This window comes from Pseudomonas sp. I2 (assembly GCF_040984075.1).
GTDB classification, from domain to species: Bacteria; Pseudomonadota; Gammaproteobacteria; order Pseudomonadales; family Pseudomonadaceae; genus Aquipseudomonas; species Aquipseudomonas guariconensis_B.
Window position 1 is genome coordinate 1 of record NZ_JBCGFQ010000010.1, and the last position, 26490, is coordinate 26490.

The 26490-nt window shown below is 65.5% G+C and carries 18 protein-coding genes; 9 read left to right on the forward strand and 9 right to left on the reverse strand.

Annotation, left to right across the window (positions count from 1 at the left end; translation table 11 throughout):
- Window positions 1–193: 193 nt before the first annotated feature.
- The gene (locus WCE05_RS06960) at window positions 194–1009 is read right to left on the reverse strand and encodes a UDP-2,3-diacylglucosamine diphosphatase (RefSeq protein WP_225789751.1); all 816 of its coding nucleotides are present in this window, start codon (window positions 1007–1009) and stop codon (window positions 194–196) included.
- 172 nt (window positions 1010–1181) lie between these two features.
- On the opposite strand from WCE05_RS06960, the gene WCE05_RS06965 reads away from it, so the two are divergent.
- Both WCE05_RS06965 and WCE05_RS06970 read left to right on the forward strand, forming a co-directional pair.
- Window positions 1182–1946 carry a helix-turn-helix domain-containing protein gene (locus WCE05_RS06965; protein WP_368815653.1) on the forward strand — a complete coding sequence of 255 codons (765 nt, stop codon included), beginning with the start codon at window positions 1182–1184 and terminating at the stop codon, window positions 1944–1946.
- A gap of 119 nt (window positions 1947–2065) precedes the next feature.
- Window positions 2066–2956 (forward strand): DMT family transporter, encoded by an 891-nt coding sequence (locus WCE05_RS06970; protein WP_253104646.1) that lies wholly within the window; start codon window positions 2066–2068, stop codon window positions 2954–2956.
- On the opposite strand, the gene WCE05_RS06975 is transcribed toward WCE05_RS06970, so the two are convergent.
- On the reverse strand, window positions 2957–3238 hold the full coding sequence (locus WCE05_RS06975) for a SelT/SelW/SelH family protein (RefSeq protein WP_225789754.1): 282 nt from the start codon (window positions 3236–3238) through the stop codon (window positions 2957–2959). It lies immediately after the preceding gene.
- Window positions 3239–3305: 67 nt separating this feature from the next.
- Here WCE05_RS06975 and WCE05_RS06980 point away from each other — a divergent pair, with 67 nt between their 5' ends.
- Window positions 3306–5489 (forward strand): patatin-like phospholipase family protein, encoded by a 2184-nt coding sequence (locus WCE05_RS06980; protein ID WP_225789755.1) that lies wholly within the window; start codon window positions 3306–3308, stop codon window positions 5487–5489.
- Window positions 5490–5578: 89 nt separating this feature from the next.
- Here the strand turns inward: WCE05_RS06980 and WCE05_RS06985 are convergent, their stop codons facing one another.
- Window positions 5579–6016, reverse strand: coding sequence for a MarR family transcriptional regulator (locus WCE05_RS06985; protein WP_225789756.1), 438 nt, complete (start codon window positions 6014–6016; stop codon window positions 5579–5581).
- Window positions 6017–6154: 138 nt separating this feature from the next.
- On the reverse strand, window positions 6155–8290 hold the full coding sequence (gene recQ / locus WCE05_RS06990) for a DNA helicase RecQ (protein WP_225789757.1): 2136 nt from the start codon (window positions 8288–8290) through the stop codon (window positions 6155–6157).
- A 257-nt stretch (window positions 8291–8547) separates the two neighbouring features.
- On the opposite strand from recQ, the gene WCE05_RS06995 reads away from it, so the two are divergent.
- Together WCE05_RS06995 and WCE05_RS07000 are read left to right on the forward strand one after the other, a co-directional pair.
- Window positions 8548–9135 (forward strand): YecA family protein, encoded by a 588-nt coding sequence (locus WCE05_RS06995; RefSeq protein WP_225789758.1) that lies wholly within the window; start codon window positions 8548–8550, stop codon window positions 9133–9135.
- 7 nt (window positions 9136–9142) lie between these two features.
- Complete coding sequence (locus tag WCE05_RS07000; RefSeq protein WP_225789759.1) at window positions 9143–9508, forward strand: YbaN family protein; 366 nt, start codon at window positions 9143–9145, stop codon at window positions 9506–9508.
- Window positions 9509–9511: 3 nt separating this feature from the next.
- Here WCE05_RS07000 and WCE05_RS07005 read toward each other — a convergent pair whose 3' ends face one another.
- Entirely contained in the window at window positions 9512–9871 is a 360-nt protein-coding gene (locus WCE05_RS07005) for a cupin domain-containing protein (RefSeq protein WP_225789760.1), read from the reverse strand.
- Window positions 9872–10274: 403 nt separating this feature from the next.
- A complete protein-coding gene (locus WCE05_RS07010) occupies window positions 10275–16499 on the reverse strand; it encodes a retention module-containing protein (protein WP_368815654.1) in 6225 nt (2074 codons plus the stop codon).
- 481 nt (window positions 16500–16980) lie between these two features.
- Here WCE05_RS07010 and WCE05_RS07015 point away from each other — a divergent pair, with 481 nt between their 5' ends.
- From WCE05_RS07015 to WCE05_RS07025, 3 genes are all read left to right on the forward strand, one after another.
- A complete protein-coding gene (locus tag WCE05_RS07015) occupies window positions 16981–18354 on the forward strand; it encodes a TolC family outer membrane protein (RefSeq protein WP_253080915.1) in 1374 nt (457 codons plus the stop codon).
- Between the two features lie 67 nt (window positions 18355–18421).
- Window positions 18422–20557, forward strand: coding sequence for a type I secretion system permease/ATPase (locus WCE05_RS07020; protein WP_225789850.1), 2136 nt, complete (start codon window positions 18422–18424; stop codon window positions 20555–20557).
- An 11-nt stretch (window positions 20558–20568) separates the two neighbouring features.
- Entirely contained in the window at window positions 20569–21924 is a 1356-nt protein-coding gene (locus tag WCE05_RS07025) for an HlyD family type I secretion periplasmic adaptor subunit (protein WP_253168049.1), read from the forward strand.
- Between the two features lie 21 nt (window positions 21925–21945).
- On the opposite strand, the gene WCE05_RS07030 is transcribed toward WCE05_RS07025, so the two are convergent.
- From WCE05_RS07030 to WCE05_RS07040, 3 genes are all read right to left on the reverse strand, one after another.
- The gene (locus tag WCE05_RS07030; protein WP_225789764.1) at window positions 21946–22557 is read right to left on the reverse strand and encodes a tRNA-uridine aminocarboxypropyltransferase; all 612 of its coding nucleotides are present in this window, start codon (window positions 22555–22557) and stop codon (window positions 21946–21948) included.
- Between the two features lie 75 nt (window positions 22558–22632).
- Window positions 22633–24198, reverse strand: coding sequence for a PAS domain-containing methyl-accepting chemotaxis protein (locus WCE05_RS07035; protein ID WP_225789765.1), 1566 nt, complete (start codon window positions 24196–24198; stop codon window positions 22633–22635).
- Between the two features lie 136 nt (window positions 24199–24334).
- Window positions 24335–25228, reverse strand: coding sequence for a LysR family transcriptional regulator (locus WCE05_RS07040; RefSeq protein ID WP_225789766.1), 894 nt, complete (start codon window positions 25226–25228; stop codon window positions 24335–24337).
- 225 nt (window positions 25229–25453) lie between these two features.
- Between WCE05_RS07040 and speB the strand changes: the two genes are divergently transcribed.
- Window positions 25454–26404, forward strand: a complete 951-nt coding sequence (gene speB / locus WCE05_RS07045) for an agmatinase (RefSeq protein WP_225789767.1) — start codon at window positions 25454–25456, stop codon at window positions 26402–26404.
- Window positions 26405–26490: the final 86 nt, after the last annotated feature.

Consider the following 26490-nt stretch of genomic DNA (forward strand, 5'->3'; position numbering starts at 1 on the left):
CGGTTCTGCCAACGCTTTCAGCTAGCGCAACGGCCTGAGCCTTGAACTCATCGGTGTAGTTACGGCGAGTGCTCGGGTACATGGCAACCTCCAAGATAGCGATCTAAGTATCGCTTCTTGGCGTCCGCTGTCACGGGACAGGTCCAGCAAAAACCGCCTGCTCCATCATCCGGCCCCTGCCCCTTAACGAGACCTACACCGCTTCCTGCACCCCGACCTGCCGCTCGGCGGCTTCGCGCGCCTGGGCCTCGGCGAAGCGGTACAGCTCGATGCTGCCATCCCAGTGTTCGATCAGGGCGGTGCAGGATTCCACCCAGTCGCCGCAGTTGAGGTATTCCACCGCGCCAACCTGGCGGATCTCGGCATGGTGGATGTGCCCGCAGACCACGCCATGGAAGCCACGCCGGGTGCACTCGTGGGCGATGGCGTCCTCGAAATCGCTGATGAAGTTCACCGCGCCCTTGACCTTGTGCTTGAGGTACGCCGACAACGACCAGTAACCATAGCCATAACGGGCCCGCCAGTGGTTGAGCCAGCGGTTGAGCACCAGGGTGAACTCGTAGGCGCGGTCGCCGAGGAAGGCCAACCAGCGGTGGTAGCGGGTGATCACGTCGAACTGGTCGCCATGGATCACCAGCAGGCGCCGGCCATCGGCGGTCAGGTGTTCCGCCTCGTCCACCAGTTGGATGTTGCCCAGGACCAGCTTCGAGTAGCGGCGCAGGAATTCGTCATGGTTGCCAGTGACGTAGATCACCTCGGTACCGCGCTTGCTCATGGTCAACAGGCGGCGGATGACGTTGGTGTGTGCCTGGGGCCAGTAGATGCCGCCGCGCAGCTTCCAGCCATCGATGATATCGCCGACCAGGTAGAGGCGGTCGGCCTGGTAACGCTTGAGGAAATGCGACAGGTGCTCGGCCTGGCAATCCCGGGTGCCCAGGTGCACGTCGGAGATCCACAGGGTGCGCACGCGCTGCTTGCGTGACGGGCGGGCGAGTTCGACGTGGGTCATGGGGTGGCCTCCGGCGCTGTTTGCTGGAGACTGGCAGGTCCAGGTGACAGGCTGGTGGCAGTCGCGTGACGGCTGGTCGCTTGTGCGTTGGCAAAAGCGCTGTGGAAACCGGCTTGCCAATGATCAGGCCCCACCCGCTGTGTACAATGGTGCCCTGCCCAGGAGGCCCCCCATGCACACAGGCCCGCTCCTTTCCCTGCGCCATTACCGCGATGATCTGATCGCCCACAGCCACGAGCACCCACAACTGGTGTTCGGCCTGCGCGGGCGCCTGGACTTCGAGGTGCAAGGCCGCGGCGCACGGATCGACCGCCAGGACCTGATGGTGGTGCCGGCCGGCACCCACCATACCTGTGGCAGTACGGCCGGCAGCCATTGCCTGGTGCTGGACATCCCGGGCGAACACTGGTTACGCGAACAACTGGGCGAGCACGCCGACACCAGCCGCCGCCTGCTCGATCGCCCCGTCACCCTGGGCCTGGACAGCCGCCAACAGCAGTTGGTGGACTGGCTCGCCGCCAGCCCCGTGGACGACCCGCTGATCGCCCGCCAGGGCGCGGCCCTGCTGCTGGCCAGCCTCAACGCCCATGCCGCGCCCGGCGTGCCGCAACGGCGCCTGCCCTATGCGGCGTTCGATACCCATATCGAGCAGCATGCCGCCTACCCCCTGCAAGTGGCCGACCTGGCCCGCCTGGCCGGCCTCTCCACGGCACGCCTGCATGCGCGCTTCACCGCCGAATGCGGCCTGACACCCATGGACTACATCCGCCAGCGCCGCCTGCTCAAGGCTCGTCGCCTGCTCAAGGAAACCCAGCTGCCGGTCGGCGAGATCGCCGCCCAGGTCGGTTATAGCTCGCAGAGCGCCTTCAGTGCCGCCATGCTCCGAGACTTCGGTCACTCACCCATGGCCTTGCGCCGCGAGCCTGACGACAACTGACGCGAGGATGGCGACAGACACCCGCTGGCCATGCTCGTAGACTGACGCCCCACCGCGAGAGCCCCTCGAACCTGAAGATGGACACACAGGGTCAACGACCGTTGTCACAAAGGATGACCATGAACCACCGCACCGCCCTCGGCGCCCTGCACATCGGCGCGCTGTTCTTCGGCCTCACTGGCGTCTTCGGCAAACTGGCCGCCAGCGCCAGCCCCGCGATCATCGTCTTCGGCCGCGCCGCCTTCGCGGTGCTCGCCCTGGGCCTGTTCGCCAGCCTGGCGCGCCAGAGCTGGCAGCCACTCAAGCGTCACGACCTGCGCCGCCTGTCGCTTGGCGGCGTGCTGCTGGCCGGGCACTGGGTGAGCTTCTTCGTCGCCGTCAAGGTCGGCGGCGTGGCCATCGCCACCCTGGGCTTCGCCAGTTTCCCGGCCTTCACGGTGATCCTCGAGGGCCTGCTGTTCCGCGAGCGAATCCGCCGCAACGAGGCGCTGCTGGTGCTGCTGGTCAGCATCGGCCTGGTGCTGGTCACGCCCGAGTTCGACCTGGCCAGCGAGGCCACCGGCGGGCTGCTCTGGGCGCTGCTGTCCGGCCTGCTGTTCTCGCTGCTGTCGCTGGTCAACCGTGCAGGCTCCGGGCGCCTGCCGGCGGTACAGGCGGCGCTGTGGCAGAACCTCGTGGTGGCCCTGTGCCTGCTGCCGGTGGCCGCCCCCGGCCTGGGTGTCGTCACGCCGATGGACTGGCTGTGGATCGCCCTGCTCGGCATCTTCTGCACCGGCGTCGCCCACAGCCTGTTCGTCGCCAGCCTGGCGGTGATCAAGGCGCGTACCGCCGCGGTGGTGTTCGGCATGGAGCCGGTCTACGGTATCGCCATGGCCTGGGTGGTGTTCGCCGAAACGCCGACCCTGCGCATGCTCGCCGGCGGCGTGCTGATCATCGTCGCCATCGTGCTGTCCAGCCGCCTGGCCGCCGAGCAGCCGCCCCGGCAACGGCCCATGGCCGAAGGCGCCTGATCAACGATCGTTGTGGCCCAGGTCACGCTGCGGATCGATATGGTCGCGCAGCCGCTGCTTGAGCACCTTGGCTTCGGGGAAACCGCCATCGGCCTTGCGCTCCCAGAGCTGCACACCATCGCAGGTGATGCGGAACACCCCGCCGGTGCCCGGCTCCAGGGCCACCCGGCCGAGGTCGTCGGCGAACGTGCTCAACAACTCCTGGGCCAGCCAGGCAGCGCGCAGCAGCCACTGGCACTGGGTGCAATACGTGATAACGATTTCTGGCTTGGTATTGGCCATGGGTGGACCTCTCCTGGTGGGTGGCCGCTTATACTAGCGGTCTTTGCCCACCGCTTTGAGACCCACGATGCGCCGCCTGCTGTTCTGCCTCCTGCTGACGCTCACCTCCTTCACCGCCCTGGCTGCGGAACCCGCCCGGCCCAAGGTCGGCCTGGTGCTGTCCGGCGGCGCTGCCCGCGGCCTGGCGCATATCGGTGTGCTCAAGGCCCTGGAGGAACAGGGGGTGCGCATCGATGCCATCGCCGGCACCAGCATGGGCGCGGTGATCGGCGGGCTGTACGCCTCCGGCTATAGCGTCGAGGAGCTGGAGAAACTGGCCAGGACCCTCGACTGGCAACAGGCCCTGTCCGACGCACCGCCGCGCAAGGACGTACCGTTCCGGCGCAAGCAGGACGACCGTGACTTCCTGGTCAAGCAGAAGCTGAGCTTTCGCGACGATGGCAGCCTCGGCCTGCCCCTGGGCGTGATCCAGGGCCAGAACCTGTCCCTGCTGCTGGAGAGCAAGCTGGCCCACACCGCCGACACCCGCGACTTCGACAAGCTGCCGATCCCCTTCCGCGCCGTGGCCACCGACATCGCCAGCGGCGAGAAGGTGGTGTTCAGCCGCGGCCACCTGCCCCAGGTGATCCGCGCCAGCATGTCGATCCCGGCGGTGTTCGCCCCGGTGGAGCTGGACGGCCGCCTGCTGGTGGACGGCGGCATGGTCGACAACATCCCGCTGGACGTGGCCCGCGACATGGGTGTCGACCTGGCCATCGTGGTCGATATCGGCACACCCCTGCGCGACCGCAAGCAACTGGCCACGGTGGTCGATGTGCTCAACCAGTCGATCACCCTGATGACCCGGCGTAACTCCGAGGAGCAATTGGCCAGCCTGCGCAGCGAAGACATCCTCATCGAACCGCCCCTGGCGGCGTTCGGCGTGACCGATTTCGGCCGTGCCCAGGACATGATCGACGCCGGCTACCGCGCCACCCGCGCGCTCGATGCACGCCTGGCCGCGCTGCGCCAGGAGGGCGACAGCGGCTTGGCGATCGCCCGTTCGCCGCGCCAACGCACCCCCGTCATCACCGCGATCAAGGTGGAGAACGACTCCAAGGTCAGCGACGACGTGATCCGCTACTACATCCGCCAGCCCCTGGGCGAGCCGCTGGAGCTCGACCGCCTGCAGACCGACATGGGCACGCTCTACGGCCTGGATTACTTCGACCGGGTGCAGTACCGGGTGGTGCACAAGGGTGACGACAACACGCTGGTGATCAACGCCCGAGGCAAGCGTGGCGGCACCGACTACCTGCGCCTGGGGCTGAACCTGTCGGACGACATGCGCGGCGACAGCGCCTTCAACCTGGGCGCCAGCTACCGGGTCAACGGCATCAACCGGCTGGGCGCGGAATGGTTGACCCGCGCCCAGATCGGCGACCAGCAGGAGCTCTACAGCGAGTTCTACCAGCCCCTGGACGTGGGCTCGCGTTACTTCATCGCGCCCTACCTGGACCTGGGTTCGCAGAACATCGAGGCGACCCTGGACAACGACCCGATCGCCGAGTACCGCCTGGAGCGCTACGGCTTCGGCCTGAACCTCGGTCGGCAGATCGGCACCTACGGCGAGGTGCGCTTGGGCGTGGGCAAGGCCTGGGGCGAGGCCGAGGTGCGCATCGGCGACCAGGACCTGCCCAAGGTCAGTTTCAACGAGGGCTTCTACGAGCTGAAGTACTCGTTCGACACCCTCGACAACCTGTACTTCCCCCACAGCGGCGAAGAGATCGGCCTGAGCCTGCGCAAGTACGACACCTCCCTGGATTCGGACGAGAACTACCGGCAATGGATCTTCAACCTGGACAAGGCCTTGAGCATCGGCCCGAACACCTGGGTACTGGGCGGGCAATACGGCCGTACCCTGGACAAGACGGAGGTGGTGACCTCGAGCTTCGTGTTTGGCGGCGCCCGGCAGTTGTCGGGCTTTCGCCAGGACTCGGTATCCGGCCAGAACATGAGCCTGGTGCGCATGGTCTACTACCGCCGCCTCACCCCTCGGGCCTACCTGCCGCTGGACTTCCCGCTGTACCTGGGCGGATCACTGGAACGCGGACGGGCGTGGAACAACGACAACGAATTCGACAGTGGCTACATCAATGCGGCGAGCATCTTCCTCGGCCTGGAGACACCGCTGGGCCCGCTGAACCTCAGCTACGGCGCCAACAGCGAGCACGAAAAGGCGGTATACCTCAACCTCGGGCACACGTTCTGAGCGGCAAGCGGCAAGCCACAAGAAAAAACGGATCGCGTGGGCAACATCGATCCGCTTGTTCTTGTGGCTTGCCGCTTGAAGCTTGTAGCTCAGGACTTCTCGAGATTGGCGAGGATCTTGGCATGCACCCGCATGCAGACCTCCAGGTCGGCCTCGTCGACCCCGGTGAACAGCTCCACCCGCAAGGCATTGGCGATGGTCTCGATCTGCTCGATCAACGGCTTGGCCGGCGGGCACAGCAGGATCTTCTTGGCCCGCCGATCCTCCATCACCGCCTGGCGACGTACCAGCCCCTGGCTCTCCAGGCTGTCGAGCAGGCGTGCCAGTGTCGGGCCTTCGACGCCCACGCTCTGGGCCAACTCGCGTTGGGTCGGCGCCTCCTCGAAACGGGCCAGGTGCAGGAGCACCAGCCAGCGGGCCTGGGACAGATTGAGCCCAGCCAGGCGGCGGTCCAGCTCGGCGCGCCAGCCGCGAGACATCTGCGCCAGCTGCATGCCGAAGCGGTGTTGGTTGTCGGTCAGGGGCATAAGCAACTCTATGGATAGAACTAATTGTTAGTCAGCTAACCATGCCCCGGGCCAACAGGCAAGGCTCGCCAGCCCGGAAACGTCCGATAATCGTCAAAAAGGATGACAAAGGTCAGCGGATGGCCGAAATGCCGGCGATCAGAGTTCGAACTCCGCCGCCAGCGCCGCCCGTACGCAATGCAGTACCCCTTCCGGCACCCGCGACCCGAACTGCGGGATCACCGCAGACACCGGCGGCAACTCGCCTTCGCCATCGAGGAAGGTGTCCTGCACCTCCATCAACAGGTCCTCAGGCAGATCCAGGGCCTGCTCCAGGCTCAGTTCCTGGCGGCCGATGGCCTCGGCCAGCAAGTTGTAGACATTCTTCTCGGTGCAGTCGAGCTGGCCGGCGATCTGTGCCGGGGTCATGCCGGCGCGAGCCAGGCTGACCAGTTCGTGACGCAGGTCGAGCACCACCTTCGGCGCCGCTTCGCCGCTGCCGCCGTTGAGCACCTCGAGGAAGGCCTGGCCGTAGCGCTCCAGCTTGCGCGCACCGACCCCACTGACCTGGGCCATCTCGCTGAGGCTGGTCGGCTGGCTGCGCAGCATCTCCAGCAGCGTCGAGTCGGGGAAGATGACATACGGCGGCACGCTGTGTTCCTCGGCCAGCTTGCGCCGCAGGGCACGCAGGGCCTCCCACAGCTCGCGCTCCTCGCCACGCACCAATTGGCTGGCCGGGCTGCCGCCGGAGGCCTTGGCCACGGCCTGCGGCTTGAGATCGCGGCGCAGTTGCAGGTTCACTTCGCCACGCAGCAGCGGCCGGCAACTGTCGGACAGCCGCAGGCCGCCGTAGCCCTCCAGGTCGATGTCCACCAAGCCACGGGCCACCAGTTGACGGAACAGCGAACGCCATTCGACCTCCGCCATGGCCTTGCCGACACCGAACACCGAAAGCTTCTCATGGCCGAAGTTGCGCACCTTCTCGGTGTCCTTGCCCAGCAGCACGTCGACCAGGTGGCCGACGCCGTAGCGCTGGCCCGTGCGGTACACCGCCGACAATGCCTGGCGGGCCGGCTCGGTGGCGTCCCAGGTCTGGATCTGGTCGACGCAGTTGTCGCAATGGCCGCAAGGTTGCTCGAGGACCTCGTCGAAATACGCCAGCAGGGCCTGGCGGCGGCAGCGGGTTTCCTCGCAGAGGGCGAGCATGGCGTCGAGCTTGTGCTGCTCGATGCGCTTGTGGCGCTCGTCGCCGTCGGAGTTCTGCAGCATCTGCTTGAGCATCACCATGTCCTGCAGGCCGTAGGCCATCCAGGCGTCGGACGGCAGGCCATCACGGCCGGCACGGCCGGTTTCCTGGTAGTAGGCTTCCAGCGACTTGGGCAGGTCCAGGTGGGCGACGAAGCGCACGTTGGGCTTGTCGATGCCCATGCCGAAGGCGATGGTGGCGACCATGATCAGCCCTTCCTCGTTGAGGAAGCGGTGCTGGTTGGCCGAACGAGTCTCGGCGGCAAGGCCTGCATGGTAGGGCAAGGCCGGGAAGCCCTGCTCGCAGAGGAAGGCGGCGGTTTCGTCGACCTTCTTGCGTGACAGGCAGTAGACGATACCGGCGTTGCCCCGCCGCTCGCCGAGAAACGCCATCAACTGCTTGCGCGGCGACTCCTTGGGCACGATGCGGTAGAAGATGTTCGGCCGGTCGAAACTCGACAGGAAACGCTCGGCCCCCTGCAGGTGCAGGCGCTGGACGATCTCTTCGCGGGTGCGCATGTCGGCCGTGGCGGTCAGGGCGATGCGCGGCACATGGGGGAACAGCTCGGCCAATTGGCCCAACTGCAGGTACTCGGGACGGAAGTCGTGGCCCCATTGCGAGACACAGTGGGCCTCGTCGATGGCGAACAGGGCGATGTCCAGGGTGCGCAGGAACTCCAGCATGCGCGGCTGCACCAAGCGCTCCGGCGCCAGGTACAAAAGCTTCACCTCGCCGCGGCGCAGGCGCCCGGCCAGCTCGCGTTGCTGCTCGGGGCTCAGGGTCGAGTTCAGCGACGCAGCGGCTACGCCCAGCTCGTCGAGGGTAGCGACCTGGTCATCCATCAGCGCGATCAGCGGCGAGACCACGACCGCCAGGCCTGGGCGCAACAGCGCCGGCACCTGGAAGCACAGGGACTTGCCACCACCGGTGGGCATCAGCACCAGCGCATCGCCGCCACTGGCCACGCATTCGATGATCGCTGCCTGGCGCCCCCGGAAACTGTCGTAGCCGAAGATATCCTTGAGGACACGCTGAGCCTGTTCGAGCATTGCACACTCCAAAATCGCCATACCATCCTGGACACAGGCTGGACGAAAAACCCGCTGCCCACACTCGTGAATGCGTAAGCGGCTTTTGCCGGAGGACCGGGAAACGGCGCCCCTGGATGAAAAATCGCGGATTATACCCCACTGCCCGGCTGCACAGGGTGCCCCGGGATCTTCCCGCGACAGACGTTCCCTTTGCCCCGCATCCGCCGCAAGGTGCTAGAATTCACTATCGTTTATTCCCCCAAGGTAGCCCTGTAATGTCCTTCGCCGAGCAATTGACCCGCCTGCAAGCCTTCCTCGACGCCGACGATCTGCACGAGGAAGCGCTGGACTACGTCGCCGCCCATGGCTACCTGACCGCGCTGTCGATCTGCTCGGAAGACGTCCCCGAGCGCGAGTGGATCGACGCGCTGTTCGCCGAAGAGCCCCACTACGCCAGCGAAGCCCAGCGCACCGAGATCGAGGCCACGCTGGTGGCGCTCAAGGCGCATATCGGCCGCCAGCTGGCCAGCGACGACGAATTCGAGCTGCCTTGCGACCTGGACCTGACCGACGAGCCGGACGATTCCGACCTGCGCGGCTGGTGCATCGGCTTCATGGAAGGCGTTTTCCTGCGGGAGGAAGCCTGGTTCGAGAACGCCGAGGAGGAAGTCAGCGAGATGCTGCTGCCGATCATGGTCGGCTCGGGCCTGTTCGACGAACAACCCGAGTTCGCCGACATCGCCAGCAATGCCAGCCTGCAGGACGACATGATCGTGCAGATCCCCGAGGCACTGACCGCGCTGTTCCTGCTGCTGCACGCCCCTGACGAGAAACCGGCCCTGCTCAAGCCGCGCCATCACTGAGCCAGCTGTGCGCTACCTGCTGCTGGCCATTGGCTGGCTCAGCGTTGCGCTGGGGGTGCTGGGAATCTTCTTGCCGGTGTTGCCCACCACGCCCTTCCTGCTGCTCGCGGCGGCCTGTTTCGCCCGCAGCTCGCCGCGTTTCCACCATTGGCTGGTCCATCACCCCAAGCTGGGCCCGTGGATCCGCGACTACCTGAGCGGCGCCGGCATCCCGCTCAGGGGCAAGGTCTACGCCATCGGCCTGATGTGGGCCAGCATCAGCCTGTCGTGCTACCTGGTACCGCTGTTCTGGGCGCGCGCCTTCATGCTCGCCAGCGCGGTGCTGGTGAGCTTGTATATTCTCAAACAGAAGACCTTGCGCCGGCCTGGTTGAAACTCAGTTGCAGAGCCTCGAAGGCACCGACTCGATCACCAGTAGCAGGCAGCCCTGTGGCGAATACAGCCAGTGTTCGGAGTCGGGACCGTAGACCAGGCTGTCGCCGGCGTGGAACACCTGGCCGTCGGCATCCATTACCTCCCCTTCCAGTATCTGCAACAGCTCTGTGGCTGTATGCCGGTGCGGCAGCGAGCGGCTGCCGGGGCTCATTTTCATCCAATAGCCCTGCCAGGGGCCGGTATCAGCCAGGGTCGTCCAGGCGACGCCATCCAGCAAGCGATCGCCGAGGCGCATGGGTTGCCAACAGACTTCGGTGGGGCGATGTATATGGCGCTTGGGTTTGGCATTCGACGGGGTCATGGCGGTGCTCACGGAAGGTCCGCGTGGGAGTCTAGCCTGCAGGAGCGATGCAGGTACCATGGTTGCGACCATCGTTTGCACCGCAACGCCAGCCTGGCCTGGGGTAGATGGCAAGGGCAAACCCCGATGCCTGTTGGGGCTGCTTCGCAGCCTATAGCCGACAAGCCGGCTTCCACAGATATCCCTGCATGGCACATGATTCGCGAGCACCGCCGGACCCTGGGCGCCGGCTTGCCGGCGATGGGGCACGAAGCGGCCCCAAATTCCGCAGAATCTGGGGCGCCGCAAGTGAAGTGGCGTGCAGGATCATGTGAGCGGGCTTGCCCGCGAATATGCCCGAAATCTCACCCCACCACCCGTTGGAAAAACTGCGCCAGTGGGACCAACAGGAATACCGCCCCCCTCACACCGTATCCACCTTCAACGAATGATCGTTGAGCATGCCATTGATGATGGTCGCCGTATCCTGCCCCGCCGCGATCATCCCTCCCGCACCCGCCGCGACGCCATAGTGCTGGGCAAGGTCGACCCCGGCCAGGTCGATGGTCTGGGTCGGCGCGGCGCCTGCCACGCTGCTGACCTCGATGGTCGAGACCACCTCGGTACCGGTGCCGTTGACCTTGAAGTGCAGGTAGTCGTCCAGCGACGCGGCGCTGGCGCTCTCCCCCTGGAGCAACTGCGACAGATCGAGACTGTCGCTGCCCGGCGTGAAGTCGGTGACCGTGTCATGGCCGGTGTCGCCCTTCTGCCAGACGAAGGTGTCGTTGCCGCTGCCACCGCTCAGGGTATCGTTGCCCGGCCCACCGATGAGAATATCGTTGCCCGCACCGCCCTTGAGCACGTCGTTGCCCAGCCCTGCGATGAGCAGGTTATCGGCGCCATTGCCGATCAAGGTGTCGTCATGGTCCGAGCCGATCAGGTTTTCGATGCCCACCAGGGTGTCGATACCGGCACCACCGGTGTCCTGCGGCCCGCCCGCGCTGAGGTCGACGACCACCCCAGCGTCGGCCGAGGCATAGCTGGCCGTGTCGATGCCAGCCCCACCGATCAGCAGGTCGTCGCCATCACCGCCCTGGAGGGTGTCGTTGCCCTCGCCGCCCACCAGCACATCGTCGCCTGGCGTGCCGTCGAGGGTATGCTCGCCCGGGTAGACGATGCTCGCCGTGGCGGAGGCGCTGCCGCCTGGGTGGTCGTTGTGGGTATCGCTGCCGCTGAAGGCCCCGCGCTCGGCGTGGCTATAGTCGATCAGCATGTTGAGGTTGTATTTCTCTGCGGCCTTGTCGTTACCTGAAGCATCTGCCGCACGAGCCAGGTGGATGCTGTACACCCCGTCATGGCTGGCCGTGAAACTGTCGCCATTGGCAATGGCCTGGTAACCGCCGCTGGCCGCCTTCCATTCCATCATCAGGTTGCCCATGGGGTGGTCGTGGTCGAGCTTGAGGGTCTCGCCCTTGCGTAGGGTAACGTTGATCACATCCCCCTCGTTGGCGTTGCCATTGCTGATCGCCCCCAGGTAGCCCGCGATCACCAGGGCGGCGGTCATCGAGCCGAACGAGCCGGAGAAGGCGCTGCGGTGCAAGTCGAGAATCTTCTGGTAGGCGTTGGTGTCGCTGTCCCAGCAACTGACCATCTTGCTGTCGCGCACGTTGATGGTGATGGTCGTGGTGCTTTCATCGCCGTCTGCGTCGCGGATGGTGTAGACGAAGGTGTCGGTGGCGCCGGACGGCGGCACGCTGTTGGGTTTGGCGTGGTAGACCGCGTTGCCCTTCGCATCCAGCGTCAGGTAGCCGTACTGGCCCATCACCTGGGTATTGAGCTGGCCCGTCGCCGAGGATGAGGTGTCCGACCCGGCGCGCACGCCGACCACATACTTCCCGTCATTGACCACATCCGCGCCGACTATGTCGTTGTCCAGCACGTTGCCAGTCACCGTGCGGCCTTCGATCACCGAGGTTTCATCGCAATGTGCCCTGGGCACGTCGTCGACGATGGTGATGACGATGCTGTTGGTCGTCGTGTTGCCCAGGGAGTCCTTGACCTGGTAGGTGAAGGATTCGGTGACGGTATTGGGCCCATCGTTGCCAGGGGTCGGCGACTTTGGCGCCGAGGTCAGGGTATAAGTGTAGGTGCCGTTGCTGTTGAGGTGGATCTGCCCATACTGCCCCACGGCGTGGTCCATCAGGCTGTAGGTCAGCGCGCCCACGCCACCGATGACCGAGCCGGCCAGCGAGCCAGACGCCGTCTCGCCAGTCGAGTGCGGATCGCTGCCGGTCACGGTCCCGGCGGCCAGATCGTGGCCATCCTTGCACAGGTCCAGGGCCTTCTCGTAGACGGTGACGTCGCGGTCCTCGCAGGCGACCATCTTGCTGTCGCGCACGTTGATGGTGATGGTCGTGGTGCTTTCATCGCCGTCTGCGTCGCGGATGGTGTAGACGAAGGTGTCGGTGGCGCCGGACGGCGGCACGCTGTTGGGGTTGGCGTGGTAGATCGCGTTGCCCTTCGCATCCAGCGTCAGGTAGCCGTACTGGCCCATCACCTGGGTATTGAGCTGGCCCGTCGCCGAGGACGATGTGTCCGACCCGGCGCGTACACCGACCACGTACTTCCCATCACTGACCACGTCCGCGCCGACCACGTCGTTGTCGAGCACGTTGCCGGATACGGTCCCGCCCTCGATTACCGAGGTTTCATCGCAATGTGCCCTGGGCACGTCGTCGACGATGGTGATGACGATGCTGTTGGTCGTCGTGTTGCCCAGGGAGTCCTTGACCTGGTAGGTGAAGGATTCGGTGACGGTATTGGGCCCATCGTTGCCAGGGTTCGGCGACTGAGGCGCCGAGGTCAGCGTATAGGTGTAGGTGCCATCGCTGTTCAGTTGAATCTGGCCGTACTGGCCGGCAGCATTACCCACCAGGCTGTAGGTCAGTGCACCGACACCGCCGATGACCGAGCCGACCAGGGAGCCGGACGCCGTCTCGCCAGTCGAGTGCGGATCGCTGCCGATCACGGTCCCGGCGGCCAGGTCGTGGCCATCCTTGCACAGGTCCAGGGCCTTCTCGTAGACGGTGACGTCGCGGTCCTCGCAGGCGACCATCTTGCTGTCGCGCACGTTGATGGTGATGGTCGTGGTGCTTTCATCGCCGTCTGCGTCGCGGATGGTGTAGACGAAGGTGTCGGTGGCACCAGCCGGGGCCACGCTGTTGGGGTTGGCGTGGTAGACCGCATTGCCCTGGGCATCCAGGGTGAGGTAGCCGTACTGACCCATCACCTGGGTATTGAGCTGGCCCGTGGCGGAGGTCGAAGCATCGTTGCCAGCACGCACGCCGACCACGTATTTCCCGTCACTGACCACATCCGCACCGACTATGTCGTTGTCGAGCACGTTGCCGGATACGGTCCCGCCCTCGATCACCGAGGTTTCATCGCAATGTGCCCTGGGCACGTCATCGACGATGGTGATGACGATAGTGCTGGTAGTCGAATTGCCCTGTGAATCCTTGACCTGGTAAGTGAAGGATTCGGTGACGGTATTGGGCCCATCGTTGCCAGGGTTCGGCGACTGCGGCGCCGAGGTCAGCGTATAGGTGTAGGTGCCATCGCTGTTCAGCTGAATCTGGCCGTATTGACCGACGGCGTTACCCACCAAGCTGAATGTCAGTGTTCCCACACCACCGCTGACCGAACTCGCCAAAGACCCGGAAGCAGTCTCGCCCGTCGAATGCGGATCACTGCCCTCGACAGTACCCGCCGCCAGGTCGTTACCGTCCTTGAGCAAATCAAGCGATTTCTCGTAGACCGTCACACCAGTGTCGTCGCCCACTACCAACGAGCAATCATCAATCCTGATGGTGATGGTCGTAGTGCTCTCGTCACCGTCCGCATCGCGGATGGTATAGACGAAGGTGTCGGTGGCACCAGCCGGGGCCACGCTGTTGGGGTTGGCGTGGTAGACCGCGTTGCCCTGGGCATCCAGGGTCAGGTAACCATACTGGCCCATCACCTGGGTATTGAGCTGGCCCGTGGCGGAGGTCGAAGTGTCGTTGCCAGCACGCACGCCGACCACGTATTTCCCATCACTGACCACGTCCGCACCGACCACATCGTTGTCCAGCACGTTACCGGCCACCGTACCGCCTTCGGTGACACTGGCGAAGTCGCTGTGAGCCGTCGGTACGTCATCGACGATGGTGATGACGATGGTGTTGGTGGTCGTGTTGCCCAACGAATCCTTGACCTGGTAGGTGAAGGATTCGGTGACGGTATTCGGACCGTCGTTGCCAGGGTTCGGCGACTGCGGCGCCGAGGTCAGGGTATAGGTGTAGGTGCCGTCGCTGTTCAGCTGAATCTGGCCGTATTGGCCAACGGCATTACCCACCAGACTGAACGTCAGCGCACCCACGCCGCCACTGACCGAGCCAGCCAGGGACCCGGAAGCGGTTTCATCCGTCGAATTCGGATCGCTACCCTCGACAGTACCGGCCGCCAGGTCATTGCCGTCTTTGAGCAGATCAAGGGCTTTCTCATAAACGGTCACTTCGCTATCCGAAGCGGCGATCAGTGAACAGTCGTTCACGTTGATGGTGATGGTCGCGGTGCTCTCATCGCCATCCGTATCGCGAATGGTATAGACGAACACATCGCTGGCGCCGGGCGGGGCAACTGCGTTCGGGTTGGCCTGGTACACCGCGTTGCCCGCCGCATCGATGGTCAACGTGCCGTACTGGCCGACGATGGCAGTGTTCAGGTTGCCGATCGCCGACGTCGAGGTGTCGGCGCCGGCCCGTGCCCCCACCACCACATTGCCGGTGCCTGCCTGGTCGGCCCCCAACTGATCGTTGTGCAGGACATTGCCGCTGACGGTGCCGCCCTCGACCACGCTGGCGGTGTCGGCTTCGGCCGTAGGCACGTCATCGACGATGTTCACGTCCAGGCTGCCGGTGGCGGTACTGCCATCGGTATCCTTGGCTATGACGGTGAACTGCTCCTGCAGGCTGTTGTTGCCGCCGCCGTTGGGATGCCCCTCGTTGTCGAGCAGGGTATAGCTGTAGCTCACCACCCCGGTGGCGGGGTCGTAGCCGGTGATGGTCAGGGTATTGCCCAAGGGCGTGGTGATCGACTGCGGGAAGCCCGCCACGGTGCCGCCGCTGACCACGCTGATGCCGCCGACGTTCAGGCTCTGCAGGCCGTCCGGCGCACTCACGGTGAAGGTGCTGGCCTGGGTCAGGGCGCTCGGGTTCGGTGCGCTGCCATCGGCCAGGTGCTTCTCGTGCACGGTCAGTTCGCCACCTTTCACGTCCAGGCCGCCCAAGGTCACTGGGTCGTCCAGGTTGCTGACGTTCAGGGTCAGGGTCGCGGTGCTGGTATCGCCATCGGCATCGCGAAGGGTGTAGGTGAAGGTTTCCACCCCCTTGCCGCCACCGGGCAGGTTCTTGAAGTCCGGATCGTTGGTGTTGAGCGTGTAGGTGTAGGAACCATCGGCAGCCAGCACCAGGGTGCCGTAGGTACCGGTGAAGGTACCGGCCACCACCGGGCCGCTCGGCACACGGTCGGCGCCCTGCAGGTCGTTGGCCAGGACATTGCCGGTCAGTTCGGTGTGCTGCTCGGTGGCGGTGACGGCGTTGGTGTCATCCCGTGCCTTGGGCACGTCGTCGCGGATGATCACATCCAGCGAACCAGTGGCGACATCGCCATCGCTGTCGCTGACCAGCACCGGGAAGTGCTCGCCCAGCGTGTTGCTCCCCGCCCCGTTCGGGTGCTGCTCGGCACCGCTGAGGGTGTAGCTGTAGCTCACCACGCCAGTGGCCGAGTCGTAGCCGGTGATGGTGAGCACATTGCCCAAGGGCGTGGTGATGGATTGGCCGACACCCATCACCACCCCACCGGTGACCACACTGATACCACCGACACTGAGGTTGAACACACCATCGGGCGCCACCACCGTGAAACTGCCATGCTGGATCAGCGCCGACGGGGCGGCGGCCGAGCCGTCGGGCAGGTGGGCCTCGTCCAACAGCAACTCGCCAGGCTTGACGTCCAGCCCCTCCAGGCTCACCGGGTGATCCTCCGGCGGGTTCACCGGCGGTGGCTGCAGCGGTGCACCCCGGTTGCCGTCGCCGTCCACGCTACGCTCGCCCAGGTAGCGGTTGGCAAGCTCCGGAATGCCATTGAAGCCCGCCGTGGGGAAGCCGATCTGCGGATCGACCCGCCCGGCGACCTCGGTCAGCATCACGAATGTGTGACCGCCGCCCAGGGCGCCTGGGGCACCATTGGCATTGTTGCCCGCGGCGGGGGCCTCGGCTTCTTCGGTCGGGTCGGCGCCCGCGGCGATGGCCTGTTGCAAGCGCTCGACATCGCTGAGCTGGGCCTGGCTGGGCGGCGTGTCGTGGGTCTGTACAGGAGGGGCGCGGTTGGCCAGCAGGTCCGTGGTCATCTCCAGGCTACTGTCGCGGCCCAAGGTGAGCTCGGCGCCGTTGTGCAAACGCACCGCCACGGCACCGGCGGCGCCGGTTACCAGCTGTTCGCCGGCGAACAGGCGGTCGCCCTCCACCAGCAGGCGACGGCCACCGTCGCTACCTACCGCCAATACCTGGCCGACTACCTTGCTGACCACACCGACTGACTTAGCCATGCGCATGCCTCCCCTGCCGATAGGCTTTTCGCAGCGACGGATAGGCCTGCCCAAGCGGCCAGCGGCCCGTCTCGTACACCTCGGGCCACTGTGGTCACGAGGACGACGAACGCCCCCTGCCGGGACGGATCCGACGATAGACTGATGGAAAATGGCCACTATTTAATGACAATTTTTTGTCGCCAAATTCCATCTTTGCCGTTGTCGCCTGTGTCCTTAGCTGCAAAAGATCTGGAACTTTTTCTGACGCCCGAAAAACGCCGAATGCAGTGGGTTTTACCGGCCCATGACTAGAACAATGTCCGGTATTTCCTGGACCGCATAAGTTTTTTTTCGCATAGCGTTTATGAAAAATTCTTCTTAGCTGGCCCGATAAATGTTCTTAGCTCTGTTGTTACAAACCTGAAACGGTTTCACCCTGCTTTTTCGTCATTTTTTTGGCGATCGCAGGACCTCATTCGAGACCAGGGAGATGTACCCCATGCGCGTTCTGACCCCCATCACCAGTGCAATTCTGTTGGCCATGGCGTGTGCCAACGTTCAGGCGATGTCGATCACGGAGGCCGTCCAGAGCGCCGTGGACCAGCATCCGGAGATCAGTGCCAGCCGCAACAGCCGGCTTTCCGCCGACGAGGATGTGAAGTTCGCCCGCGGGGGTTACTACCCAAGCGTCGACCTGGTCGGCGGCTACGGCCGCCAGCGCTCGGACAACACCAATACCCGCGGCTTCAACCCAGACGGGACGCGCAACCACAACAAGGAAACCCTCAGCTACACCCAGTCGGAACTGCGCCTGCGGCAGATGCTGTTCGACGGCTTCAACACCGCCAACGAAGTGGGCCGCACCGAGGCGGTGGCCAACTCGCGTGCCTACTTCACCCAGGCCACGGCCGAGACCGTGGCCCTGCGCGCCGTCGAGGTCTACCTCGAAGTGCTCAAGCGCCGTGAACTGGTGACCCTGGCCAAGAACAACCTGCAGGCCCACCTGCGGGTCAACGACCAGATCGGCCTGCGCAGCGAACGTGGCGTGGGCAGCACCGCCGACCTCGACCAGTCCCGCGCCCGCCGGGCCCTGGCAGAGAACAACCTGGACACCGCCGAAGTCGACCTGGCCGACGCCGAAGCCAACTTCTACAGCGTGGTCGGGCGCCTGCCCGACGAGCTGGAAACGCCGGTGACCATCAAGGGCGAGGTGCCCTCCTCCCTGGAGCAGGCGCGCCAGGGCATGCTGGAGAACAACCCCTACCTGAAATCGGCCCAGGCCGACGTGAACGCTGCCGAGCAGCAGTACGAAGTGGCCAAGTCGCCGTTCTACCCACGCCTGGACGCCGTGCTGGCCACCGGTGCCAACAACAACATCGCCGGCCAGCGCGGCCACGACAACAACGACTGGCAGGCTGGCGTCGAGCTCAGCTACAACCTGTTCCGTGGCGGCAGCGACAAGGCGCGCCTGCAATCGGACGCGCACAAGATCAACCAGGCCATGGACATTCGCAACAATGCCCTGCGCGAGCTCAACGAGAACCTGAGCCTGGCCTGGAACGCCATGAACAACGCCCGCAAGCAGACCCCGACCGCCCGCGAGTACGCCGAGACCACCCAACGGGTACGCGCGGCCTACCAGGACCAGTTCGGCCTCGGCCAGCGCACCTTGCTCGACCTGCTCGACAGCGAGAACGAGCTGTACAACGCCAACCGTCGCTACACCGAGGTGCGCTACACCGAGGAGTTCTCCATGTACCGGGTCCTGGCGACCATGGGCCAGTTGCTGGGCAAGCAGCGTATCTCGCTGCCACCGGAAGCCATCGCCAAGAGCGAAGTACGCAACCAGGCCAGGTTGCCCGAGATGCGTTGAGCCGGCACGAAACAGGATCGTTCGGATCGGGCCCCCACCGCGGCAGGAGTAGGCCATCGTGACCAGTATGCAAAGCGCGCAGCCGCGCCTGGATGTTGATGATCCGCTGCTCGATGGCCTGCTGATCCTGTGCCGGCTGCACGGCTGCACGGCCAGCCGCGCCAGCCTGTGCAGCGGGCTGCCCCTGGCCGAGCAACGGCTGGCCCAGGACCTGCTGCCCCGCGCCGCCGCCCGTGCCGGCCTGCAGGCCCGGCTGTTGCGCCGGGAGCTGGCCGCCATCTCGCCGCTCAACCTGCCGGTGCTGCTACTGCTCGACGAGGGCCGCAGCGCCGTGCTGCAGCGCTGGGGCGATGACGGCCGGGCGCTGATCCTGCCGTGCGAGGCCGAAGGCGGCGAGCAGTGGGTCGAGCGCCAGGCACTGGAACAGGCCTACGCTGGCCAAGCCCTGTTCGCCCGCCCCCGGCATACCCTGGAGAACCTGCGCAGCCCCCTGCTGCCGAGGGTCGAGGCCTGGTTCCGCGACACCTTGAAGCACTCCCGCTGGCTGTATGGCGACGCCCTGCTGGCCAGCCTGCTGATCAACCTGCTGGGCTTGATGGTGCCGCTGTTCGTCATGCAGACCTACGATCGGGTGGTCCCCAACCAGGCTCTGTCGACCCTCTGGGTACTGGTCGCTGGCCTGTTCATCGGCACCGCCTTCGAGCTGGTGTTGCGCACGGTGCGCGCCCACTTGTTGGACCAGGCCGGCAAGAAGACCGACCTGATCCTCTCCGCCACCCTTTTCGAACGCATCACCGGCATGGCGATGAAAGCCCGGCCCGCCACCATCGGGGGGTTCGCCCAAAGCATCCACGACTTCCAGGGCCTGCGCGAATTCCTCACTGCGGTGACCCTGACCAGCATCATCGACCTGCCCTTCGTGGCCTTGATGCTGCTGGTGATCGGCCTGCTCGGCGGCTGGCTGGTGCTGATCCCGCTGGTGGCCTTCCCCGTGGCCGTGGGCTTTGCCTTGTTCATCCAGGTGCGCCTGCGCGACACGGTGCAAAAGAGCCTGAGCCTGGGCGCGGTCCGCCAGGCCCTGCTGATCGAGACCCTGGGCGGGCTGGAAACCCTCAAGGCCTGCGGCGCCGAGAGCGAGCGCCAGTACCAGTGGGAGCACACCAACGGCGCCATGGCCCGGCTCGATGCCCATGCCCGCAACCTGTCGTCCCTGGCCAGCAATGGCACGCTGTTCATCCAGCAGTTCTGCGGCATGGCGACCATCGTCGCCGGGGTCTACAGCATCATTGCCGGCAACCTCAGCGTCGGCGCCCTGGTCGCCACCTACATGCTCGGCAGTCGGGTGCTGGCGCCGCTGGGCCAGATCGCCGGGCTGATCACCCGCTACCAGCAGGCCCAATTGACCATGCGCAGCACCGATGCGCTGATGGCCCTGCCCCAGGAACGTCAGCCCGAACAGCAGGCCCTGGCCCATACCACGCTCAAGGGCGGCCTGGCCCTGAGCCATGTCACCTTCCGCTACCCGGGCCAGGCCGCCCCTGCCCTGCAGGACGTGAGGCTGAGCGTCCAACCTGGCGAGCGCATCGGCATCATCGGCCGCAGCGGCTCGGGCAAGAGCACCCTGGCCCGCCTGCTGATGGGCTTTCACCACCCGGACGAAGGCCAGGTCCTGCTGGACAACCTGGACCTGCGCCAGCTGGATGTCGCCGACCTGCGCGCCCAGTTGGGCTATGTCGCCCATGACCTGCCGCTGCTGGCTGGCAGCCTGCGCGACAACCTCACCCTCGGCGCCCGCCACGTCAGCGACGCACGCATGCTCGAGGTGGCCGAGCTGACCGGCGTCAGCGAACTGGCCCGCCAGCACCCGCAAGGTTTCGACCGACCAGTGGGTGAGCGCGGCCAGTTGCTTTCCGGCGGCCAGCGCCAGGCCGTGCTGCTGGCTCGGGCACTGCTGCTGGAGCCACCGATCCTGATCCTCGACGAACCCACCAGCCACATGGACAACAGCAGCGAGGAGCAACTGCGCCAGCGCCTGCAAGCCTGGGTACCGGGCAAGACGGTGTTGCTGGTCACCCACCGCACCTCGATGCTCAGCCTGGTGGACCGGCTGCTGGTGCTGGACAACGGCAAGATCGTCGCCGACGGGCCGAAGGACGCGGTCATCGACGCCCTGCGCAAGGGCCGCATCGGCACGGCCCTCTAGGAGGTATGTCCATGTCCCTCGGCCACAACGTACGCAGCGCCCTGCCGGGCTCGTCCAAGGCTGCCGAACGCGACTACATGCCGGAACTGGCCGGCGCCACCTTGCAGGATTCGCCGCGCCTGTCGCGCCTGACCGTGTGGCTGGCCGCCCTGCTGTTGCTGGTGGCCCTGGCCTGGGCCCACTTCGCCGTGCTCGACGAAGTGACCGTGGGCGAAGGCAAGGCCATCCCGTCGAGCAAGGTGCAGGTGGTGCAGAACCTCGAAGGCGGGATCGTCACCGAGATCTTCGCCCGCGAGGGGCAGATGGTCGACAAGGGCGCCACCCTGCTGCGCCTGGACGACACGCGCTTTTTGTCCAACAAGGGCGAGAGCGAGGCCGACCGCTATGCCCTGACCGCGCAGGTCGAGCGTCTGTCGGCCGAGTCCGAAGGGCGTCCACTCGAGCTCTCGGAAGAGGTTCGCAGCAAGGCCCCGCAGGTGGCCGAGGACGAGATGGCCCTGTACACGTCGCGCCAGCGCCGCCTGGCCAGCGAGAAGCAGACCCTCAACGAGCAACTGCGGCAGAAGACCCAGGAGCTGGCCGAGTTCCGCTCCAAGGTCGAGCAGTACCGCTCGGCACTGTCGTTGCTGCAGCAGGAGTTGAACATGTCGACGCCGCTGGTGGGGACCGGCGCCATCTCGCCGGTGGAGATCCTGCGCCTGAAGCAGCGCACGGTCGAGGCCCGCGGCCAGCTCAACGCCACCAACCTGGCGATCCCCCGGGCCGAAGCGGCGGTGGCGGAGATCAAGAGCAAGATCCAGGAGTCCGAGGCCACCTTCCGCTCCGAGGCGGCCAAGGAACTCAACGACAAACGCACGGAGCTGTCGAAGATCACCGCCTCCAGCATCGCCATCGACGACCGGGTCAAGCGCACCACCGTGGTGTCGCCGGTGCGCGGCATCGTCAAGCTGCTCAAGGTCAACACCATCGGCGGCGTGGTGCAGCCGGGCAGCGACCTGGTGGAGATCGTGCCGATCGAGGACAACCTGCTGATCGAGGCCAAGGTCCGGCCACAGGACGTGGCCTTCCTGCATCCGGGGCAGACGGCGATGGTCAAGTTCAGCGCCTACGACTACACCATCTACGGCGGGTTGAAGGCCACGCTGGAGTTGATCGGTGCCGATACCGTCACCGATGACAAGGGCAATGCGTTCTACCTGATCCAGGTGCGGACCGAGAAGAACCACCTCGGCGGGGATGACAAGCCACTGCTGATCATTCCGGGGATGGTGGCCACGGTGGATATCATCACCGGGCGCAAGAGCGTGCTCGACTACCTGTTGAAGCCGGTGCTCAAGGCCCGGACCGAGGCGTTGCGTGAGCGGTGATCGCGGTTTGGAGCAGTGCGCCTATTGGGGCTGCTTCGCAGCCCCATGATTGCGCCCGAACGTCTCGTCGCCCATGGCCCTGATCTGCCCCTCGATCAACGCATCGAACGGCCGCAGCAACGCATCGAAGCGCCCCTCCCCCTCCAGCACGTTCAACGCCTGCACCAGCGCCTCGATGGTCGACAACGCCCCCGGCCCAGGCGCCTTGCGCAGCCGGTAGCGTGAAGGCTCGGCCTGCTCCAAGGTCACGCGCGGCAGGGCCTCCAGCAGCGGGTTCAGGTACAGCAGCTTGCGTGCCTTGCGCCAGGTGCCATCGGGTACGACCAGCAGCAACGGCCTGTCGTCGGCGTCGGTGCAGGCCGTCAGCCCCTGCGCCGATTCTCCGGGGAACAGCAATACCGGCCGATACCCCGAAGCGGCCAGCAGCGCGTCCAGGTCGTCGAACACCTCACCCACGCGCAACTCGGCATTGACCAGGCCAAGGGCAGCCAATCGGGCGGTATTCAAGGCATGCGAACGTTCACTCGGGTGCTGCAACAAAAGCACACGGGTGCGGCTGTCGAGGCGGGGAATCAGCGGGCAAAGGCAGTGGTCGAGCGGACGCAGGCAGCGTTCGCAGCGGGGTCTGGACATCGGCTTCTCCTTACCGAGCGCAGTGTGCCACAGCCCAGCGCAAAAGCCCCACTTCCCTGTGGGGGAGACGAAACCTCAACGGTTGAAACGTTCGGCCAGGCTGTGCAGGTACTCGGCCATGCGCTCGAGGTCCTGGCTGATCTCGGCCCCCTGCTTGGCCTGCCCCGCGCTCTCGTCGCACAGATGAGCGATCCGCACGATCTGCTGGTTGATGTCCTCGGCGACATGGCTCTGCTGTTCCGAAGCCGTGGCCATCTGCTGGCTCATGCCGGTGATGCGGCTGACCGCCTGGACGATACCGGCCAATGCCTGCTGCACCGCCTCGACGCTGTGCACACTATCGCGGGAGATCTGCTCGCCACGGCTGGCCGTGGTCACCGCCCGCTCGGCACCGCTGCGCAGGGACGCGATGATCTGGTGGATTTCCTCGGTGGAGGCGCGGGTCCGCTGGGCCAGGGAACGCACCTCATCGGCCACCACGGCGAACCCCCGCCCCTGCTCGCCGGCACGCGCCGCCTCGATCGCGGCATTGAGCGCCAGCAGGTTGGTCTGCTCGGCGATGGAGGTGATCACGTCCACCACGCTGCCGATCGACTGGGTCTGCTCGGCCAGGGCATTGACCGCCTGGCCGATGTCGTTGACCGCATCGCTCATGCTGCCCATCGCCTGCAGGCTCTGCTGCGCCAGTTCGCTGCCCTGCTGGGCCAGCTGGTCGGCGTCGCTCGCGGCATGGGCGGTGTTCTGCACGTTGTGGGTGACCTCCTGGATCGTCGCCGCCATCTGTGCGATGGCGGTGGCCGACTGGTCGGTCTCGCTGCGCTGGCGATCGAGCATCTGCGCCTGCGCATCGGACAGATCGGCCGACTGCGCGGCCCGCGACTTGACCCCCACGCCCGCATCCACCAGACGGGTGAGCGCCGTCTGCAACCGGGCCTCCTCGCTGATGATGGCCAGGTCCAACTGCCCCTGCAGCCCCGGGTTATCGCTGTAGGTCAGGGCCACCAGCGGGCTGGTGAAGGCCTTGGGATGCTCGTCGAGGGTGCGCCGGATAGCCTGGTTCTGCCGATGCTCGACCCAGTACCAGGCGCCCAGCAGGCTGGCCATCAGCAGCGCCAGCGCCGCGTACTGCGGCAGCCAGAGGTAGCCGGCGGCCGACACCAGTCCCGCGCCGATCAGCGGCAGGCCATGCCTCAACCCGTGTCCCAGACGTGCGGCCCAGGGCACCGGCGAGCGCCCGGCCCGCAGGCGGGCATAGAGCGCCTCGGCCCGGCGAATCTGCTCGCGGGTCGGCACCGAGCGCACCGACTCGTAGCCACTGATGCGGCCATTCTCGTAGATCGCCGTGACATAGGCGCTGACCCAGTAGAAATCACCGTTCTTGGCGCGGTTCTTGATCACCCCCATCCACGGTTTGCCCTGCTTGATGGTCTCCCACATGTGGCCAAATACCGCGGGCGGCATGTCGGGATGGCGCACCAGGTTGTGCGTCTGGCCGACCAGCTCGTCGTAGGTAAAGCCGCTGATCGCCACGAATGCATCGTTGCAGTAGGTGATGCGGCTGTTCAGGTCGGTGGTGGAGATCAGCCGCTGGTCGGTGGGGAAGGTTCTTTCGTGCTCAGTGACGGGCAAGTTCATGCGCATCTGGGCGGTCCTTGCTTCATTGGAGGTGGGAAATTTTATCAGGACACCTAGATGTTTAGCAGAATGCCACTACCCCTGGGGCCGAGTTTGTAGGAAATTTTTACGGCATGACGAAGTGTCTTGAACACGACCTGCGTCAGTTGACGTTCAACTGCGACTTGAGCAGGTCGCGGAATGTCTGGATCAAGGGTTCCCGGCTGCGTCCACGGCGGATGATGAGGGAAAACGGTGCCTGGTAACCGAAGGTGGCCGGGGACAATACCCGCAAGTCGCCCTTGTCGACCCAGGCCTGGGCATAGTGCTCGGGCAGGTAGCCGATGTAGGCGCCGGACAGGATCAGGATCAACTGTGCCTCCATGCTCTCCACCGTCGCCGCGCTGTGCTTGAAGCCATGCCGGGCCAGCTCCGCCTGGCTCCAGTAGCCTCGGCCGACCATGCGCTGCTGGGTGATCACCTGCTCGGGGATGCGCCGCTCGCCGAACAACGGGTGGCGGCTGCTGCAATACAGCCAGTGCTGTTCACGGTAAAGGGGTTGGTAGACCAGCCCGCTCATGCGCGAAGAGAAGGCGCCGATGGCCAGGTCCAGGCGATTGTCCTGCACCCCCAGTTGCAGCTCGTAGGGGCTGGAGACCGACAGGTGCAAATGCACCGCCGGGTGCTCCTGGCTGTAGGCGCCGATGGCCTCGGCCAGGGGCAAGGCGCGGTCACCGACGGTGGAGTCGATGACCCCGAGATTGAGGGTGCCGCGCAGCTCGCCCTTGAGCGCTGCGGCGTACTGCTCGAAGCCGTCCAGCTCCGCCAGCAGGCGCAGGGTCTCCTGGTGGAACAGCTCGCCTTTGCTGGTCAGGCTGAAACCACCGCGGCCACGGTGACAGAGGACGATGCCCAGGGTGCTTTCCAGCTGGCTCATGTAGGTACTGATGGCCGAGGTGGACAGGTTCAGCTCGCGCTGGGCGTTGGCGAAGCCCTGATGGCGCACCACGCTGACGAAGATACGCAGCAGTTTCAGATCGGGCAGGGTCGAGGCCATGGTGCAACGGTTCCGCAGGGTGGAAATGGCCAGAGTCTAACCCGGCCCAGCGCCGTTAGTTCAGAAATTCCTGAAGTAAGTTTTTGCCTGTAGCGATTCTTCTCGCCCACTACCTTGCGCAGACTTGGCCGCAATGTCCCTGCCCGTCGGCCCCAAGCGCCAGCCAGGCGTGCCACGGCACAGGTTCGAACAAACAGAACAATCGACCGACTGATGAGGCCCATCGTGGAAAAGATTCTCCACCAACCACTGGGCGGCAACGAAATGCCGCGTTTCGGCGGCATCGCCACCATGCTCCGTCTTCCCCACCTGCAAAGCGCCGAAGGCCTGGACGCCGCGTTCATCGGCGTGCCTCTGGACATCGGCACCTCGCTGCGCTCGGGTACCCGTTTCGGCCCGCGGCAGATCCGCGCCGAGTCGGTGATGATCCGCCCGTACAACATGGCCACCGGTGCCGCACCGTTCGATTCGCTGTCGGTAGCCGACATCGGCGACGTGGCGATCAACACCTTCAACCTGCTCGATGCGGTGCGCATCATCGAGCAGGCCTACGATGAGATCCTCGAACACAACATCATCCCCCTCACCCTGGGTGGCGACCACACCATCACCCTGCCGATCCTGCGCGCCCTGCACAAGAAGCACGGCAAGATCGGCCTGGTGCACATCGACGCCCACGCCGACGTCAACGACCACATGTTCGGCGAGAAGATCGCCCACGGCACCACCTTCCGCCGCGCCGTGGAAGAAGGCCTGCTCGATTGCCAGCGCGTGGTGCAGATCGGCCTGCGTGCCCAGGGCTACACCGCCGACGACTTCAACTGGAGCCGCCGCCAGGGTTTCCGCGTGGTCCAGGCCGAAGAGTGCTGGCACAAATCGCTGGAGCCGCTGATGGCCGAGGTGCGCGAGAAAGTCGGCGGCGGCCCGGTGTACCTGTCGTTCGACATCGACGGTATCGACCCGGCCTGGGCGCCGGGCACCGGCACCCCGGAAATCGGCGGCTTGACCACCATCCAGGCGATGGAGATCATTCGCGGCTGCCACGGCCTGGACCTGATCGGCTGTGACCTGGTCGAAGTCTCCCCGCCCTACGACACCACCGGCAACACCTCGCTGCTGGGGGCCAACCTGCTGTTCGAGATGCTCTGCGTGCTGCCGGGCGTCGTACGTCGCTGATCCAGGCCGCCCCTGCACAAGGGCGCGGTGCTGGCTTGCTGGACCCCGGCAGGAGCCATCCGGGAGGGCCATAGAGGCCCGCCAAC